Source organism: Nocardioides sp., from assembly GCF_035697785.1.
Lineage (GTDB): Bacteria > Actinomycetota > Actinomycetes > Propionibacteriales > Nocardioidaceae > Nocardioides_B.
Genome location: NZ_DASSCL010000112.1, coordinates 1 through 14,986, shown reverse-complemented (window position 1 = coordinate 14,986; position 14,986 = coordinate 1). Strand labels below are relative to the sequence as shown.

The following is a 14,986-nucleotide window of genomic DNA, read 5'->3' as shown; positions in this document are numbered from 1 at the left end:
GGCGGTCGCGGCCCCGCGTCAGTGCTGCGACTCGGCGGGCTGGAACAGCTCGATGAGGTTGCCGGCCGGGTCGGCGACGAGGATCTGTCGCCCGCCGGGACCCTGCACGACGTCGCTGCGGAACGGCACCCCGGCCGCACGCAACCTCTCGATCTCGGTGTCGAGGTCGGCCACGCCCAGGTGCACCCGGTTGCGGCCGGCCGTCGCAGCGTCCTCCGGCGTCGCGCGGGCGCCCGAGCTGGCAGGCCCGGACAGCAGCAGCCTCAGCGGGCCGCGCACCACGTCGGCGAAGGCCGGCGCGGCGCTCATCCGGAGCTCGAAACCGAAGTGACCGGTGTAGAAGTCGACGGCGGCCTGCACGTCGTCGACGACGTATCTGACGCTTGCGTACTGGTCGGGCGTCGTCATGGCTGAGCCTCCTGAGCTCTGGCGAGGACGGGAATCAGGTGCCGGGCACGGGCGTCGATTTCGGCAGCCGTACGCCGGAACGCCGGACGGCCGGGCGCGCCGGCGTCCTCCGCGGTGGCCGGGTCGGGAATGCTCCAGTGGACCAGGCGCGGCCGGTCCGGGAACTCTGGGCAGACCTCCCGGGCCTTGTCGCACAGGGTGACCACATGGTCGAACCTGTGGCCGGCCAGCGTATCGAGGTGACGCGTGCGCTGCGCCGCGATGTCGATGCCGTAGTCGTCGCGCAGCACCCGCACCGCGTCGGGGTGGATGTGGGGCTTCGGGTTGCTGCCGGCGCTGATCACCTCCACGCGGCCTTCGGTGCGGCGACGCAGAAGCGCCTCGGCGATCGGGGACCGGGAGCTGTTGCCGGTGCACACGAAGAGCACGGAGGGTGCCGGCCGGTCCAGCTCGGGCACGGGCACCGCTGAGGCGCCGGAGCCCAGCGCGGGATGCAGCCCGAGCCCGGCTGCGGTGAGCGCCTGTGCGCAGCGGTCGAGGTCCAGGTGGTAGTAGCTGTCCCGCGCGTCGAAGCTGCTGCGGCCGGCAGTCACGAGGCCCCCGGTGCGCAGCAGGCGCAAGTGGTACGAGACCAGGTTCTGCGGTTGGTCGACCCGCTGGACGAGCTCGCGGACGCGCAGGTCGCTGGTGGCCAGCTCGGTCATCAACCGCCAGCGCACGGGGTGGGCTGCCAACCCGACGAACGACGGGGGCGTTGGTTGACCGGTCCGGCCCATGGCGAGATGATACATCAAATCAGTTTGATGGGCTCGATGGAGCGGAGGGAGGACCCCCGTGTCCGAGGCTCGACCGCCCGCTCTGGCGAGGACGCTGGGCACGACCGATGCCGTCCTGATCGGTCTGGGCTCCATGCTCGGCGCCGGGGTGTTCGCCGCCTTCGGACCGGCTGCCAGGTCGGCCGGCGCCGCCTTGCTGCTCGGCCTCGCGATCGCCGCCGTCGTCGCCTACTGCAACGCCACCTCCTCCGCACAGCTGGCGGCGCAGTACCCCACGTCCGGTGGGACCTACGTCTACGGGCGCGAGCGTCTGGGTGACTGGTGGGGCTTCCTGGCCGGTTGGGGGTTCGTGGTCGGCAAGACCGCGAGCTGCGCCGCGATGGCGCTGACCTTCGCCGCGTACGCCGTACCGGCGGACTGGCAACGGCCGACCGCCGTCGCGGCCGTGGTGGCGCTCGCCGCCGTCAACTACCGCGGGGTCACCCGCACGGCAGCCCTGACGCGCGTGATCGTCAGCATCGTGCTCGCGTCCCTGGCCGTCGTCGTGGCGGTCGGCCTGCTCGGTGCCGGGCCGGACCCGGACCGGTTCGGCACGGCTATCGACCCCGGGCTCGGGTGGTACGGCGTGCTGCAGTCGGCGGGCCTGCTGTTCTTCGCGTTCGCCGGCTACGCGCGCATCGCCACCATGGGCGAGGAGGTCAAGACGCCCGAACGGACGATCCCGCGGGCGATCCAGCTGGCGCTGGGCATCACCGTCTTCGTGTACGCCGTCATCGGGGTCACGATCCTCACCGTCCTGGGCGCCGACGGGGTCGCCGCCAGCGGCGCACCGTTGCTGGACGTGGTGCTCGAGGGTTCCTGGTCCTGGGCCGGGCCGGTGGTGCGTGTAGGCGCCGCCGCGGCGGCGCTCGGTGCGCTGCTGGCCCTGATCGCCGGCGTCGGTCGCACCAGCCTGGCGATGGCCCGCCACGGCGACCTCCCCCGGTGGCTGGCCGCTGTGCACCCGCGTTTCCGGGTGCCCCATCACGCGGAGACGGCCCTCGCCGGCGCCGTGTGCCTGCTGGTGCTGACCGTGGACCTTCGCGGCGCGATCGGGTTCTCGTCGTTCGGGGTGCTGGTGTACTACCTGGTGGCGAACCTCGCCGCGCGCACCCAGGACCCCGGCCACCGCCGCTTCCCACGGCTGCTGCAGACGCTGGGTGCCGCGGGCTGCGCGGTCCTCGTCCTCACCCTCCCGCTGTCATCGGTCGTCAGCGGCATCGCCGTGTTCGCGGTGGGCGTGGCCTACCGGGTGGTCCGGTCCAGGAGAAGTGCCCGGGCTGCGCGATGACCGGGGCGACACCCGTCGCTCAGACCTCGAGCACCTCGACCAGTGGTCGGCGTGGCGTGGCCGGCACCGGCTCGTAGGACACCGGCCGCCACCCGACGCGCACCACGACCTGCGGGATGGCGACGCCGAGCAGGATCTCGCGCTTCAGCAGCTCACGGGTGGCGTGCACCTCCGTCGCCTGGCTCAGCGGCACGGTGGCGAGGCCCTGCCCGGTCGCGGCGAGCAGCACCGCGCTCAGCGCCTCCCCGGCCCGCAGCCGCTCGGTCGTCTCGTCGCCGTCCGTGCAGAGCACGAGCAACCGGCTCGCGTCGTACCCAGGGTCCGCGTGGTCGTCGCTGTCGTCCACGAGCGTTCCGCTCGGGTAGCGGGTGCCGACCGGGTCGGCGTGCCGCTCCGCGTCGACGCGCCGCGGCACGTTCTCAGGCGGTACGCCGTCCGTGGTGCGCGGACCCGTCCAGGCAGCCGTCTCGTCCACGGCGCTCCAGTCGAACTGCTGCTCGCGCGACGCCCGCGACAGGATCTCCACCAGCCGCCTGCGCATGCCCTGGCCGGTGACCGGCACCGCCCGGACCCCCTCCCCCGCAGCGGCGTCGGCCAGCTCGTCCAGCCGATGCTCCGGGACCGCCCAGGAGGAGAAGCGGCGGCGGTCGGTGCGCCGCTGGTCGATCAGGGCGGCGGCGGCGACCGCCTCGGTTGGGACGTCGGCGGCGACGAGCTCGACGATGGCGAGCACGTTGTCCGACGAGCCGTAGGGGTCACGACGCACCCGGCACCGGTACCCCTCGGCCAGGGCCGCCACCCGCAGGTGGTGCAGCGCCGCGCCGCAGCTGAGCAACAGGTCGCGGCCGTCGGGGTCGATGCGCATCAGCTGCCGCGCCCGGTCGGCGAGCAGCGTGATCCGGTCGTCCTCGACCCGCCATCGCCAGGGCTGGCTGTTGTGCACGGACGGGGCCCGGCACGCGAGCTCGACGAGCCGGTGCAGGGTGCGGGTGGGCGGCGTGGTGATGTTCATGGGACGACCTCCTGCGACCGACCCTGACAAGGCCGGAACCGCGACGACAGGGACCAACGGCCCGGGCCGTCGAGGAGTTCGACCCCTACCCGGAGGTAGTCACCAGCCGCCGGGGAGCGGACGACCCTCGTGGAACCCGGCCGCCGACTGGATGCCCACCACGGCGTACTCGTGCAGCTCCTCGAGGCTGCGCGCGCCCGCGTAGGTGCAGGCCGAACGGACGCCGGCGCAGATCTGGTCGATCAGGTCCTCCACGCCGGGCCGGTCCCGCTCGAGGAACATCCGGCTCGAGGAGATGCCCTCCTCGTACAAGCCCTTCCTGGCCCGGTCGAACGCGGTGTCCGTGCTGGTCCGGTTGGCCACCGCGCGCGCCGAGGCCATCCCGAAGCTCTCCTTGTAGGCGCGACCGTCGGCGTCGACGTGCAGGTCGCCGGGCGACTCGTGGGTCCCCGCGAACCAGGACCCGATCATCACCTGGGAGGCGCCGGCGGCGAGCGCAAGCGCCACGTCGCGGGGGTAGCGCACGCCGCCGTCGGCCCACACGTGCTTGCCCAGCGACCGGGCCGCTGCCGCGCACTCCAGCACCGCAGAGAACTGCGGGCGGCCCACCCCGGTCATCATCCGCGTGGTGCACATGGCGCCGGGACCGACCCCGACCTTGACGATGTCGGCGCCGGCCTCGACGAGCTGGCGGACGCCCTCGGCCGACACGACGTTGCCGGCGACCACCGGCACGGCGGGGTCGACCGAGCGGACCGCCCGGAGCGCCTCGACCATCCGGTCCTGGTGCCCGTGCGCGGTGTCGACGACCAGGGTGTCCGCGCCGGCCGCGAGCAGGTCGGTGGCCTTGGCGGCGACATCGCCGTTGACGCCGATCGCGGCGGCCACGCGCAACCGCCCGTCGGCGTCGAGCGCGGGCGTGTAGAGCGTCGACCGCAACGCGGCGGTCTTGGTGAGCACGCCGACGAGTCGGCCGTCGCCGTCGACGACCGGTGCCACGCGGCGACGGGCCGCGTCGAGCCGGTCGAACGCCGCACGCGGGTCGACCGTGTCCGGCAGTGTCAACGGGTTGGCGCTCATCACCTGGGCCACCTGGGTGAACCGGTCGACGCCGGTGCAGTCCTCCTCGGTGACCACGCCGAGGGGGCGGCCGTCCTCGGAGACCACGAAGGCGGCCCGGTGCGCGCGCTTGGGCAGCAGCGCCATCGCGTCACCGACGGTCATGTGTGGATCGAGGGTGATCGCGGTGTCGAAGACCAGGTGCCGCCGCTTGACCCACGAGATCACCTCGCGCACCACCTCGAACGGGATGTCCTGCGGGATCACGGCGACGGCGCCCCGGCGCGCGACGGTCTCGGCCATCCGCCGGCCGCTCACCGCCGTCATGTTGGACACCACGAGCGGCAGCGTGGTGCCGGTGCCGTCGCTCGTCGACAGGTCGACGTCGTACCGCGAGGCGACCGCGGAGCGGCGCGGCACCATGAAGACGTCGTTGTAGGTCAGGTCGTAACCGGGTGAGGACTCGTTGACGAAGCGCACGAGTCCAAGATGCTACAGGCGGCTACCCGGCGCGCAGCGACCTCGGCATCGGGGCGGAGCACGCCCCCGCCCGGCAGCCGCGCATCTTGTCGAGCACCCGCGCCAGCGCTGCCTGGTCCTCGGCGTACGCCGGGTCGCCGGCCACGCTGTCGAGCTGGTCGGGGTCGACGGCCATGTCGTACAGCTCCGTCTCGCCACTGGCGTGCTCGACGTACAGGTAACGAGCCGTGCGGATGCCCTGCGAGAACCGCTTCGCGTCCGGGCCGGGGTCGCGCGGCTTCAGCTCCGGGCCGGACTCGTCGAGGTCGGCGACCACGCCACGCGGCCCGGTCTCCGTGAGGACCGCCCGCCGCCAGCCCCGGTCGCCCGAACGTGCGACACCGAGCAGGTCCTTGCCGTCGAGCGGCCAGTCGACGGTCGTGCCCGCCGCGGAGAGGACCGTGGGGGCGACGTCCACGGTCGTGAACGGGTCGGTTCGCACCTCGCCGGCGGGGATCCCCGGCCCGCGGACCAGGAGTGGCACCGCGAGGGCGGGCTCGTACGGCAGCACCTTCCCCTGCCGGATCCGGTGTTCGCCGAGGAAGTAGCCGTTGTCGGACGTGACGATGACCAGGGTGTCGTCGAGCTCCCCGGTCGCAGCGAGCGCGGCGACCGTCTTCTCGACCTGCTCGTCGACCACCGCCAGCGACTCGGCACGCTGCCGGGTCACCTCCAGCAGCCCGGCCAGCTCCGCAGCGTTCAGTGGCGGCAGCTCACGCACGAAGAACGGCTTGTCGCTGACGTCGTCCTCGCCCGCCGCGCCGGGGGCCTCGGTGACCTGGGCGTCGAACATCCCCTTGACCCGGGCCGGACGCGCGGTGGTCACGAAGCGTGTCTTCTTGCCGTCGTCCCGGGTGATGGGCTTGGGGTCGTCGGGCTCGTCGGGGTTGCCGTGGTGCGGCGCCACGTAGTTGGCCCACAGGAAGAACGGCCGGTCGTCGCCCGCCTGCTCGGCGACGATCCCGGCGGTGAGGTCCCCGAACACCTCGGACTGGTAGCGGCCGGGCTCCAGGTAGAACTGCCCGTCGTCGTTGAGCGTGGTGTTGAAGAACCGGTAGGTGCCGCCGTCCTGCGGGTGGCCGGCTTCGAGGCCGCCGTCGATCGCCCCTCGCCAGTCGGTCCATCCCGGCGGGACGTAGGTCTTCGAGTCCGGTGCGCTGCCGTCGGGAGCGGGCTGCGTCCCGTAGCCGTTGAGGTACTTCCCGAGGAAGACCGTGTCGTAGCCGGCCGCCTGCAGCCACACGGGCAGCGTCTGCTGGTCCCTCAGGGCCTGGAAGCCCCATGGCTCCTGGTGCGACCACACCTTGTGGTTGTGGGTGTAGAGCCCGGTGAGGAACGAGGACCGCGACGGGCAGCAGAGCGGGTACGGCGAGAACGCGTTGTCGAACGTCACGCCCTGACCACCGACCAGGGCCTGCGTCCTCGGCATGAACCGGAGGTCGTCCTCGCGCATGTCGTCGAGCGTGATCACGACGACGTTGGGTTGCCCCGCCGCCAGCGACGCCGGCGCAGCCTCCCCGGAGGCGGCCGCATCGACCTCGCTGACGACGGTCGTCCCGAGGGTCAGGAGCGCGGCGCCGATGACAGCGAGAACGAGAAGGACGCGACGCATGACTACCCCCGAGCAGGTCGACCGACATGATTGTCGATCAACTTACTACAACAAGCCGGTCGGCGGGGGCCGACCCGACCGAGAGCGCCGAGAGACCGACCGCCGAAGCGACCGGCCCCTCGGGTCCACCCCCCGACCGAGGTCAGCCGCCGAGCGCCTCCGCGGCTGCCACCACGTCGACGAGGCCGTAGCCCTTGTCGAACGAGGTCGTGCCGAGCGGTGCCGTCTCGTAGGGCGCGCCGAAGGCGTACTTGTGCGCCGTCGACTTGATCGCGTCCTCGACCTCGCCCGGCGTGGCCGTCGGTTCGTCCTGGAAGAGCTGGGCGACGATGCCGGCGATGTGCGGGGCGGCCATCGACGTACCGCTGATCGTGTTGAACGTGCCGATGTCGGTCGCCTCGGGTCCGTTCCTGGGGTCGAGCCCGGTGGCGCAGATCGCCAGGTACAACCGGCACGAGGAGGTGATCGTGTCGCCCGGAGCGGAGATGTCGGGGTACGTCGACGGTTCGCCGGCCCGGCCGCGCGAGGAGAACTCGGACACCTCGCCGTCCCGGGTGCCGGACTCGAGGTCGTTGTAGGACGCCACCGAGATCACGCCGCCGGTCGGGTCCTGCCCTGGCGGGTTGGAGAAGCTCTCGGTGCCGTCGCCACCGTCGTTGCCGTTGGCCCACACGGTGGCCACGCCCTCGGCGGCCAGCGCGCGCTGCAGCTTGACGGTCGCCGACTCCGGGTCGAAGGCGCCGCCCCCGGTCGGGCCGTAGGAGTTGTTGGTGACCTTGATCGGTGGGCACTCGGCCGTGGGGACACCATCGCCGCACGGCGCCTCGTGGTTCTCCAGCACCCAGTTGAGGGCGGCGTCGGCGCCGAGGATCACCAGTGCCGCGCCCGTCGAGAGCGACACCAGCCTGGCGCCGGGCGCCGCCCCGTGCAGCGTCGACCCGTCGGACAGCGTGGTCGGCCGGCCTGCCACGATGCCGGCGACGTGGGTGCCGTGCCCGCCGACGGCGAGCGTGTCGGTGTCGACCGAGGTCGGCAGGTCGAGCACCTGGCAGGCGGCCTCGAGCGGGTCGCAGAGGACCTTCTGGTTGGAGACGACCGCGGAGCTGCCGTCGGCCTCGGTGAGGTAGGGATGCGTCGGGTCGACCCCGGAGTCGATGACGCCCACGGAGACGCCATGGCCGCTGAGCGCGGAGCCGTCGGCGCCGGTCAGGGTGCGGTAGGCCTCGTCGCCGCGGGTGGCGGTGTTGGACGTGGTCTGGGCCAGCTCGATCGGCTGGTTGCCCTCGAGGTAGGTGACCCCGGGGACGGCGCGGGCGGCGGCGACCTGTGCCTTGGTGCCGCGCGCCACCACGACACCGATCCGGTCGAAGCTCATGGTGCGGGTGAGCCCCGCGACGCGGACGGCCCGCTCGGCTGCCGCGAGGTCGGTGCCGTGCACCAGCACGGTGGTCCGCTCGGTGAGGGTCAGGTCGGAGAGCTCGCCGCGCAGGAAGTCCTGCACCGGCGCGAGGCCGTCCAGCAGGCCGGCCGAGGGGGCGGGGGCGGCGGTGGCGGGGAGCGAGACAACGGTCGCGAGGGCGGCGGCGAGGCCGATCCCGAGACCGGTGCGCGACAGTCGGCGCATGCAGGGGTCCTCCTGGTCGGGCCGGGTCGGTGCCCGGCATGACCGGTACAACGTCCGGGGGCCCGATTGGTCACGCGGGAGCCGTCCGACGGGGCCTCGGTCAGGCCCTAGAGTGGCCGGCGTGCCGACCCGTCCCGTCGAAGTCCCACCCGGATCCCCGGCCGAGATCGCCGAGTCCTTGACGGCCGCGTTCGCCGACGAGCACGGCCGGCAGCCCGACGGCGTGTACGCCGCACCCGGGCGGGTCAACCTGATCGGCGAGCACCTCGACTACAACGGCGGACGGTGCCTGCCGATCGCGCTCCCGCACGCCTGCTTCGTGGCGACGGGACGGCGCACCGACGACCTCGTCACGGTCCGCAGCCTGCAGTCCGAGGACGGCTGGGCGGGCCGTGTCGCGGACGTCACGCCCTCGTCGGTGTCGGGCTTCGCCGCCTACGTCGCGGGCGTGCTGTGGGCGCTGCACGGCGACCACGTCACGGTCCCCGGTCTCGACCTGGTGGTCGACGGACGCGTGCCCCTCGGCGCCGGGCTGTCCAGCTCGGCGTCGCTGGAGGTCGCGGTGGCCATCGCAGCCTGCGACGCCGCCGGCCTCGACCTCGACGACACGCTCCGCGACCGGATCGTCACCGAGTGCATGCGCGCCGAGAACGACGTGGTCGGCGCCCCCACCGGCGGGATGGACCAGGCGATCGCCGCCTTCGCCCGGCGCGGACACGCGCTGCTGATCGACTTCGGCACCGGCAGCCGTCGGCACGTGCCGTGGGATCCGGCCGCCGCCGACCTGACCCTGCTGGTCATCGACACGCGCGTCCAGCACACGCTCTCCGACGGCGCGTACGGCGACCGGCGCGGCGAGTCCGAGGCCGCCGCTCGTGCCCTCGGCGTACCGTCCCTGATCGACCTGGAGGACGCCGCCCTCGACCGGCTCGACGACGAGATGCTCCGCCGCCGGGCCAGGCACGTAGCCACGGAGGACGTCCGGGTGGGTTCGATGGTCGAGGCGCTCGAGTCCGGCGACCTCGCGTCGGTGGGGCCGCTGCTGACCGCCTCGCACGTGTCCCTGCGCGACGACTACGAGGTGTCCTGCGAGGAGCTCGACGTGGTCGTTGAGACCGCCCTGTCCGCCGGCGCGTTCGGGGCCCGGATGACCGGCGGCGGCTTCGGCGGCTCCGCGATCGCGCTGGTGCCGACCGACCGGGTCGAGCTGGTGGGGCAGGCCGTGGGCCGTGCGTTCGTGGACCGCGGCTGGGACCTGCCGGCCGTCCTCGAGGCGCCCGCGTCCGCGGCGGCCGCCCGCGTCTCGTGACGGCAGCTGCGGGCGCCCGCCCCACCGAGACCGCGGTGATCGTCCCGGTGCCGGCCACCGAGCCGGTCGTTGCGGGTCTGCGGCGGCGGCTCGACCGCGCCGCCGCGTGGGGAGTGCCGGCGCACGTGACCGTGCTGTACCCGTTCGTCGGACCGGGGCAGGTCGACGACGCCCTGGTCGGCCGGATCGCGGACCTGACCCGGGACGTCCCGGCGTTCGACTGCACGTTCGGTCGCTGCGGCTGGTTCGACGACGACGTCCTGTGGCTGGTGCCCGATCCCGACCGGCCGTTCCGAGACCTGACGGCCGCGTTCGTCGACGCCTTCCCCGACCACCCGCCGTACGGCGGCGACTACCCGGACGTGGTCCCGCACCTGACCGTCGGGCACCGCTCGTCGGCATCGCCGGCAGAGCTCCGGGCTGCCGAGGCGGAGCTCACCGGCAGGCTGCCGCTGACCGCACGGATCGACCACGCGACGCTCATCGCCGGCAACGACGAACCGGGCTCGTGGCACACCGTGGCCGTGCTGCCCTTCGGACCGGAGGCCTGACGTCGGCCGGGCGGCGTCTCAGGTGGCGCTGACCCCGCCGATCCGGCCCTCGCGGAAGGCGTCGACGAACAGCGCGTGGTCGGAGCGGACCCGGTCGGCGTAGGCCACCGCGAAGTCGGTGAGGTCGGCGACGAACTCCCGGCGCCGACCTTTCAGCACGGCGCAGATCGCCTCCTCGGTCTGGAAGGTCACGAGGTCCTGGTCGCTGTCCTCGTCGCTCGCGCAGTGCACCTTCGCGGTGGCGCGTCCGAGCGACTTGACCACGTCGGTCATCTCGTCGGGCTCTGTGAGCGAACCCCAGTCGAGGTCCGCCTCGTACGGCGAGATCTCGGCGACGACGTACCCGACGCCGTCGATGCTGGTGTAACCGAGCAGCGGGTCGGTGTGCACCTGCAGCGCGCGCTGGCTGACGACCGTGCGGTGGCCCTCGTGCTCGAAGTACTTCTCGACCTCGGCGCTGTCGACGAACCTGCTGACGGCCGGCACGTTGGCCTGCTTCATCGACAGCACGACATCGTTGTCGAGCGACTGGGTGTAACCCTCGACCAGCACGTTGTAGGCGGGGAGTCCCGCGCTGCCGATCCCGAACCCGGTGCGGCCGACCACGTCGCGCACGTCGTAGAACAGCTCACGGTCGATCCGCTTGGACTCCGGGATGGTCTCCAGGTAGGAGTCGAAGGCTGCACCCACCTTCTTGCGCTCCGCCTTGCCGAGGCGTCGTACCCCGGCGTCTTCGCGGAAGACCCGCACCGCCCCGTCGAGGCGTGTCACCGAGTCGAGGAGAGCGACCCTGCTGAACAGCCGAGCCGCGACGAGGATGTCGTGCACCGGTCCCTCTGTGTTGCCGAGGTGCAGGGCGAAGTCGTCGTCGTGCTCGCGGTCCAGGTAGTGAGTCACCTGGGCGACGTACGCCCGCAGGTATGTCGCCACCAGCGACCGGATCGCCTCCTCCGGCAGGGCCTTCTGCCAGCCGAGCAGGGCCAGGCTCGCGACGAACCGGCGCAGGTCCCAGGAGAAGTGCCCGATGTAGGCCTCGTCGAAGTCGTTCACGTCGAAGACCAGCCGGCCGTCGGAGTCCATGTAGGTGCCGAAGTTCTCGGCGTGCAGGTCGCCGTGGATCCACACGGCACCGGTGCGCTCGTCGGCCCACTCGTCCTTCGTCGCGGTCATGTCCGCGTAGAACAGGCAGGCCGAGCCCCGGTAGAACGCGAACGGGTCGGCGGCCATCTTGCGGAACTTCCCGCGGAACGCCTTGGGATCCGCCGTCATCAGCGCGGCGAAGGCGTCCTCGAGCACGTCGATGATCAGCTGCTGTCGGGCCTTGCGGGTGGGGCGAGCCATGTCGGCAAATCTAGACGCGCGGGAGCGCGAGACCGGAGTCCTTCAGCTCCAGGGCGGCAAGTGCGCGTACGACGGGCGCGTCCCCGTCGCGCCACGCGCGCACCGGGTCGTCGCTGATCCGTGCGAGCCTGTGCATGGGCTGGTTGCTCATCGCCCGCAGCGCGAACAGGTCGAGATCGGCCGTGGAGTCGATGAACCGCTTGCCAGCGGTGGCCTCGCGGACGAACCGCCAGCGCAGCGGCAGCCACACCGCCAGCACCACCAGGATCGGCACCGCCCCCACGCACAGGGCGAGCCAGAAGGCGAGGGTCTGCACCGCCTCGACCTGGGCCGCGCCGGCGGCGGCGATCTGGTCCGCGGCGTCGCCGGCGCCGTCGAAGGGCACCCGCGCCTCGTCGCCGACCAGGGGCAGGTCGCCGACCGAGCTGCCCGCGTCGCGCAGGCGGCCCGCCAGCCCGGTGCCGGCCGCCTCGATCTGCTCCCCCGGCGTCGCCAGCGCCAGGGTCGCGTCGCGCACGACCAGGGCCAGCTTCACCCAGAGTGCCGCCCACAGCACGAGGAGCAGGTCGCCCAGCACCTGCCGGGCCTGTCGCCCGGGGGCGTCCGCGTAGAGCTTCATGGGCAGCATCGTCCCCTGTTGACCGCGGATCACGCGTCGGAGCACCATCGGGCGCATGGCCCTGCGGCTCGGCACCCACCTGATGTCCCTGCACGACCGGATGCTCTACGAGCCGGTGACGCGCCGGATCCGCTGCCATCTCGACGGCGTGACGGTGTGCGACACCACCGGCGCGGCGCTGGTGTGGGAGCCGCGGCGCGTCGTCCCCATGTACGCCGTACCGGAGGTGGATGTCGTCGCGCGGCTCGTGCCCACCGAGCCTGCACCCGTGCCCGACGACCTCCCGCCGATCCTCGGACCGGTCAACTTCGGGCTGCACCTCGACCCCGGCACCAGCCTCGACGTGGTGGTGGGCAGCACCGTGCTCGAGGGCGCGGCGTACCGGCCCGACGACCCCGACCTGGCCGGCCTGGTCGTGCTCGACTGGCACCCGTTCGAGTGGACGGAGGAGGACCACCCGGTGATGGGACATCCACACGACGCCTTCAAGCGGATCGACGTGCTGCCCAGCGGCCGACACGTCGTGGTGTCCCTCGACGGGGTGGTGCTCGCCGACACCCGCGACGCCTACGCGCTGCACGAGACGCTCATCCCGGTCCGGTGGTACGTGTCCGCATCGGACGTGCGCATGGAGCACCTCGTCCCCTCACCGACGACGACGGTGTGCGCCTACAAGGGGCAGGCGTCGTACTGGTCGCTTGCCGACGGCCGGCGCGGCGGGCGTGACATCGCCTGGACCTACCGGGACCCGCTGCACGACGCGTTGTGGGTCAAGGACCGGATCTGCTTCTACAGCGAGCGCACCGACCTGACCCTCGACGGTAAGACGGTCCCCCGCCCGGTCACACCGTGGTCGTCACCGCAGGACCAGGCGCGGTTCTGACCTGGTGCCCTACTCCGACGGCTGCGGCGTCTCGCAGTCCTCGACCTTCGGGTTGAGCCCTACGTAGTTGAGCGGTCCCGCCACAACGGTCAGCGCGATCGTGCCCGCCTCGCCGCAGTCGGTCGGGTCGCCGGAGTAGTAGCCGCGCTGGTACCCGGCCACGGCCCCGATCAGGAGCCAGATGACGACGATGATGCCTCCGATGCGCATGTGCACCTCCTGCCGCGACGTTCCCCGCCGGTCTCCGGCGCAAACGCACGCGCCTATTTCAGCTCCGCGGACGTCTTCCCGAGCAGGCGACGGGCCACGATCAGCTGCTGGATCTGCTGGGTGCCCTCGAAGATGTCGAGGATCTTGGAGTCGCGGGCCCACTTCTCCAGCAGGTCGTGCTCGCTGTAGCCGACGCTCCCGGCGAGCTCGACGCAGCGCAGCGTGATCTCGTTGCCGGCCCGGCCGGCCTTGGCCTTCGCCATCGACGCCTCGAGCGAGTTGGGCTTGCGGTTGTCGGCCATCCAGGCAGCCTGGAGGGTGAGCAGGTACGCCGCCTCCCAGTCCGCCTCGAGCTGGAGGTACGTCGCGGCGGCGGCCGACTGGGTCAGCGCCGGCCGGTCGTAGTCGATGTCGACGCCGGCCTGCCCGAGCAGCTCACGGGTGAGCTCCAGCGACGCTCGCGCGCACCCGACCGCCATCGCCGCGACGAGGGGCCGGGTGTTGTCGAAGGTCGCCATCGCGCCCGCGAAGCCCTGCTTGTCGTCGACCTCCGGAGTGCCGAGGAGGTTCTCCCTGGGCACTCGGCAGCCCTCGAACCGGATCGTCGCGGTGTCGGAGGCGCGGATCCCGAGCTTGTGCTCGAGCCGCTCCACGGTCATCCCGGGCGTGCCCTTCGGCACCACGAACGACTTGATCGCGGCCCGGCCGAGACCCTTGTCGAGGGTCGCCCAGACCACCACGTGGTCCGAGCGCTCGCCCGAGGTGACGAAGATCTTCTCCCCGTCGAGGACGTAGTGGTCGCCGTCCAGCCGGGCGGTCGTCGAGATGTTCGCGGAGTCCGAGCCGGTGCCCGGCTCGGTGATCGCCATCGACGCCCACACCCCCTTGAACCTCTCGGCCTGCTCGTCGTCGGCCACCGAGGCGATCGCGGAGTTGCCGAGCCCCTGCCGGGGCATGGACAGCAACAGGCCGACGTCGCCCCAGCACATCTCCATGACCGACAGGACCGACGCCAGGTGGGTGCCGTTGACGGTCGAGCCATCGCCCTCCGTGGTCGAGCTGCTCTCGTCGCGTCGTACGCCCGACGCGCCGGCGCCGCTCGCCTGGCCGGACTCCGACAGCCCGTCGATCATCGCGGCGAGCATGTCGAGCTCCTTGGGGTACTCGTGCTCGGCGGCGTCGTACTTGCGGCTGATCGGCCGCAGCATGTTCATCGCGACCTGGTGGGCCTGGTCGCGCAGCTGCACGAGCTTCTTCGGGTCGTCCAGGTTGATGGTCATACGAGGACACCGCCTTCCATCACGCCGATCGCTCTGAGGTCGCGGTACCACCGCTCCACCGGGTGCTCCTTCACGAAGCCGTGGCCACCGAGCAGCTGCACCCCGTCGAGGCCGATCTTCATGCCCTTGCTCGCGCAGAGGTGGCGCGCCAGCCCGATCTCCCGGGAGGCGTCCTTGCCGGCGGCGACCCGCGCCGCGGCCTTGTACGTGAGCAGCCGCATGGCCTGCAGCTCGATCGCCATGTCGGCGACCATGAACGCCACCGACTGGCGGTGAGCGACTGGCTCGCCGAACGCCTCGCGCTCCTTGACGTACGGCGTCACGTGGTCGAGCACCGCCTGACCCGTGCCGACGGCCAGCGCACACCAGGCGAGGCGTGAGAGCCGCACGCACTCGGCGTACGTCGCGCCGTCGTCGCTCCCGAGCACAGCGTGGGTCGGGACGCGCACGTCC

At 72.4% G+C, this 14,986-nt stretch carries 15 protein-coding genes; 4 read left to right on the top strand and 11 right to left on the bottom strand.

Features of this window, described 5'->3' with window-relative positions; all coding sequences use genetic code 11:
- Positions 1 to 18: 18 nt before the first annotated feature.
- The gene (locus VFH10_RS11735; RefSeq protein WP_325128698.1) at positions 19 to 408 is read right to left on the bottom strand and encodes a VOC family protein; all 390 of its coding nucleotides are present in this window, start codon (positions 406 to 408) and stop codon (positions 19 to 21) included.
- Entirely contained in the window at positions 405 to 1,184 is a 780-nt protein-coding gene (locus VFH10_RS11730) for an ArsR family transcriptional regulator (RefSeq protein ID WP_325128696.1), read from the bottom strand. Before VFH10_RS11730 ends, VFH10_RS11735 begins: the two co-directional genes overlap by 4 nt.
- 58 nt (positions 1,185 to 1,242) lie before the next feature.
- On the opposite strand from VFH10_RS11730, the gene VFH10_RS11725 reads away from it, so the two are divergent.
- Positions 1,243 to 2,514: an APC family permease gene (locus VFH10_RS11725; RefSeq protein WP_325128694.1), complete on the top strand. Its 1,272-nt coding sequence runs from the start codon at positions 1,243 to 1,245 to the stop codon at positions 2,512 to 2,514.
- Positions 2,515 to 2,533: 19 nt separating this feature from the next.
- On the opposite strand, the gene VFH10_RS11720 is transcribed toward VFH10_RS11725, so the two are convergent.
- The 4 genes from VFH10_RS11720 to VFH10_RS11705 form a co-directional block, all read right to left on the bottom strand.
- A complete protein-coding gene (locus VFH10_RS11720) occupies positions 2,534 to 3,526 on the bottom strand; it encodes an Acg family FMN-binding oxidoreductase (protein WP_325128692.1) in 993 nt (330 codons plus the stop codon).
- A 99-nt stretch (positions 3,527 to 3,625) separates the two neighbouring features.
- A complete protein-coding gene (locus tag VFH10_RS11715; RefSeq protein WP_325128690.1) occupies positions 3,626 to 5,065 on the bottom strand; it encodes a GuaB1 family IMP dehydrogenase-related protein in 1,440 nt (479 codons plus the stop codon).
- A 22-nt stretch (positions 5,066 to 5,087) separates the two neighbouring features.
- Positions 5,088 to 6,716, bottom strand: coding sequence for a sulfatase (locus VFH10_RS11710; RefSeq protein ID WP_325128688.1), 1,629 nt, complete (start codon positions 6,714 to 6,716; stop codon positions 5,088 to 5,090).
- A 142-nt stretch (positions 6,717 to 6,858) separates the two neighbouring features.
- On the bottom strand, positions 6,859 to 8,340 hold the full coding sequence (locus tag VFH10_RS11705) for a S8 family peptidase (protein ID WP_325128686.1): 1,482 nt from the start codon (positions 8,338 to 8,340) through the stop codon (positions 6,859 to 6,861).
- Between the two features lie 121 nt (positions 8,341 to 8,461).
- Between VFH10_RS11705 and galK the strand changes: the two genes are divergently transcribed.
- Positions 8,462 to 9,649: a galactokinase gene (gene galK / locus VFH10_RS11700; protein ID WP_325128684.1), complete on the top strand. Its 1,188-nt coding sequence runs from the start codon at positions 8,462 to 8,464 to the stop codon at positions 9,647 to 9,649.
- Complete coding sequence (locus VFH10_RS11695; protein WP_325128682.1) at positions 9,646 to 10,200, top strand: 2'-5' RNA ligase family protein; 555 nt, start codon at positions 9,646 to 9,648, stop codon at positions 10,198 to 10,200. The genes galK and VFH10_RS11695 overlap by 4 nt, the downstream gene beginning before the upstream one ends.
- A gap of 18 nt (positions 10,201 to 10,218) precedes the next feature.
- Here the strand turns inward: VFH10_RS11695 and VFH10_RS11690 are convergent, their stop codons facing one another.
- Both VFH10_RS11690 and VFH10_RS11685 read right to left on the bottom strand, forming a co-directional pair.
- The gene (locus VFH10_RS11690; RefSeq protein ID WP_325128680.1) at positions 10,219 to 11,541 is read right to left on the bottom strand and encodes a DUF2252 domain-containing protein; all 1,323 of its coding nucleotides are present in this window, start codon (positions 11,539 to 11,541) and stop codon (positions 10,219 to 10,221) included.
- Positions 11,542 to 11,551: 10 nt separating this feature from the next.
- Positions 11,552 to 12,160 (bottom strand): hypothetical protein, encoded by a 609-nt coding sequence (locus VFH10_RS11685; RefSeq protein WP_325128678.1) that lies wholly within the window; start codon positions 12,158 to 12,160, stop codon positions 11,552 to 11,554.
- Positions 12,161 to 12,215: 55 nt separating this feature from the next.
- Here VFH10_RS11685 and VFH10_RS11680 point away from each other — a divergent pair, with 55 nt between their 5' ends.
- A complete protein-coding gene (locus VFH10_RS11680) occupies positions 12,216 to 13,043 on the top strand; it encodes a DUF427 domain-containing protein (protein WP_325128677.1) in 828 nt (275 codons plus the stop codon).
- A 9-nt stretch (positions 13,044 to 13,052) separates the two neighbouring features.
- Here the strand turns inward: VFH10_RS11680 and VFH10_RS11675 are convergent, their stop codons facing one another.
- The 3 genes from VFH10_RS11675 to VFH10_RS11665 all read right to left on the bottom strand — a co-directional run.
- Positions 13,053 to 13,253, bottom strand: a complete 201-nt coding sequence (locus VFH10_RS11675; protein ID WP_325128675.1) for a hypothetical protein — start codon at positions 13,251 to 13,253, stop codon at positions 13,053 to 13,055.
- A 53-nt stretch (positions 13,254 to 13,306) separates the two neighbouring features.
- The gene (locus VFH10_RS11670; protein ID WP_325128673.1) at positions 13,307 to 14,533 is read right to left on the bottom strand and encodes an acyl-CoA dehydrogenase family protein; all 1,227 of its coding nucleotides are present in this window, start codon (positions 14,531 to 14,533) and stop codon (positions 13,307 to 13,309) included.
- Positions 14,530 to 14,986: acyl-CoA dehydrogenase family protein (locus VFH10_RS11665; protein WP_325128671.1), on the bottom strand; the 457-nt coding region annotated here is incomplete at its 5' end. The genes VFH10_RS11665 and VFH10_RS11670, both read right to left, overlap by 4 nt.

Coding starts and splice junctions, on each gene's coding strand:
- VFH10_RS11675 (WP_325128675.1), bottom strand. CDS start 13,253: ATGCGCATCGGAGGCATCATCGTCGTCATCTGGCTCCTGATCGGGGCC.
- VFH10_RS11670 (WP_325128673.1), bottom strand. CDS start 14,533: ATGACCATCAACCTGGACGACCCGAAGAAGCTCGTGCAGCTGCGCGAC.
- VFH10_RS11720 (WP_325128692.1), bottom strand. CDS start 3,526: ATGAACATCACCACGCCGCCCACCCGCACCCTGCACCGGCTCGTCGAG.
- VFH10_RS11730 (WP_325128696.1), bottom strand. CDS start 1,184: ATGGGCCGGACCGGTCAACCAACGCCCCCGTCGTTCGTCGGGTTGGCA.
- VFH10_RS11735 (WP_325128698.1), bottom strand. CDS start 408: ATGACGACGCCCGACCAGTACGCAAGCGTCAGATACGTCGTCGACGAC.
- VFH10_RS11690 (WP_325128680.1), bottom strand. CDS start 11,541: ATGGCTCGCCCCACCCGCAAGGCCCGACAGCAGCTGATCATCGACGTG.
- VFH10_RS11680 (WP_325128677.1), top strand. CDS start 12,216: ATGGCCCTGCGGCTCGGCACCCACCTGATGTCCCTGCACGACCGGATG.
- VFH10_RS11685 (WP_325128678.1), bottom strand. CDS start 12,160: ATGAAGCTCTACGCGGACGCCCCCGGGCGACAGGCCCGGCAGGTGCTG.
- VFH10_RS11710 (WP_325128688.1), bottom strand. CDS start 6,716: ATGCGTCGCGTCCTTCTCGTTCTCGCTGTCATCGGCGCCGCGCTCCTG.
- VFH10_RS11705 (WP_325128686.1), bottom strand. CDS start 8,340: ATGCGCCGACTGTCGCGCACCGGTCTCGGGATCGGCCTCGCCGCCGCC.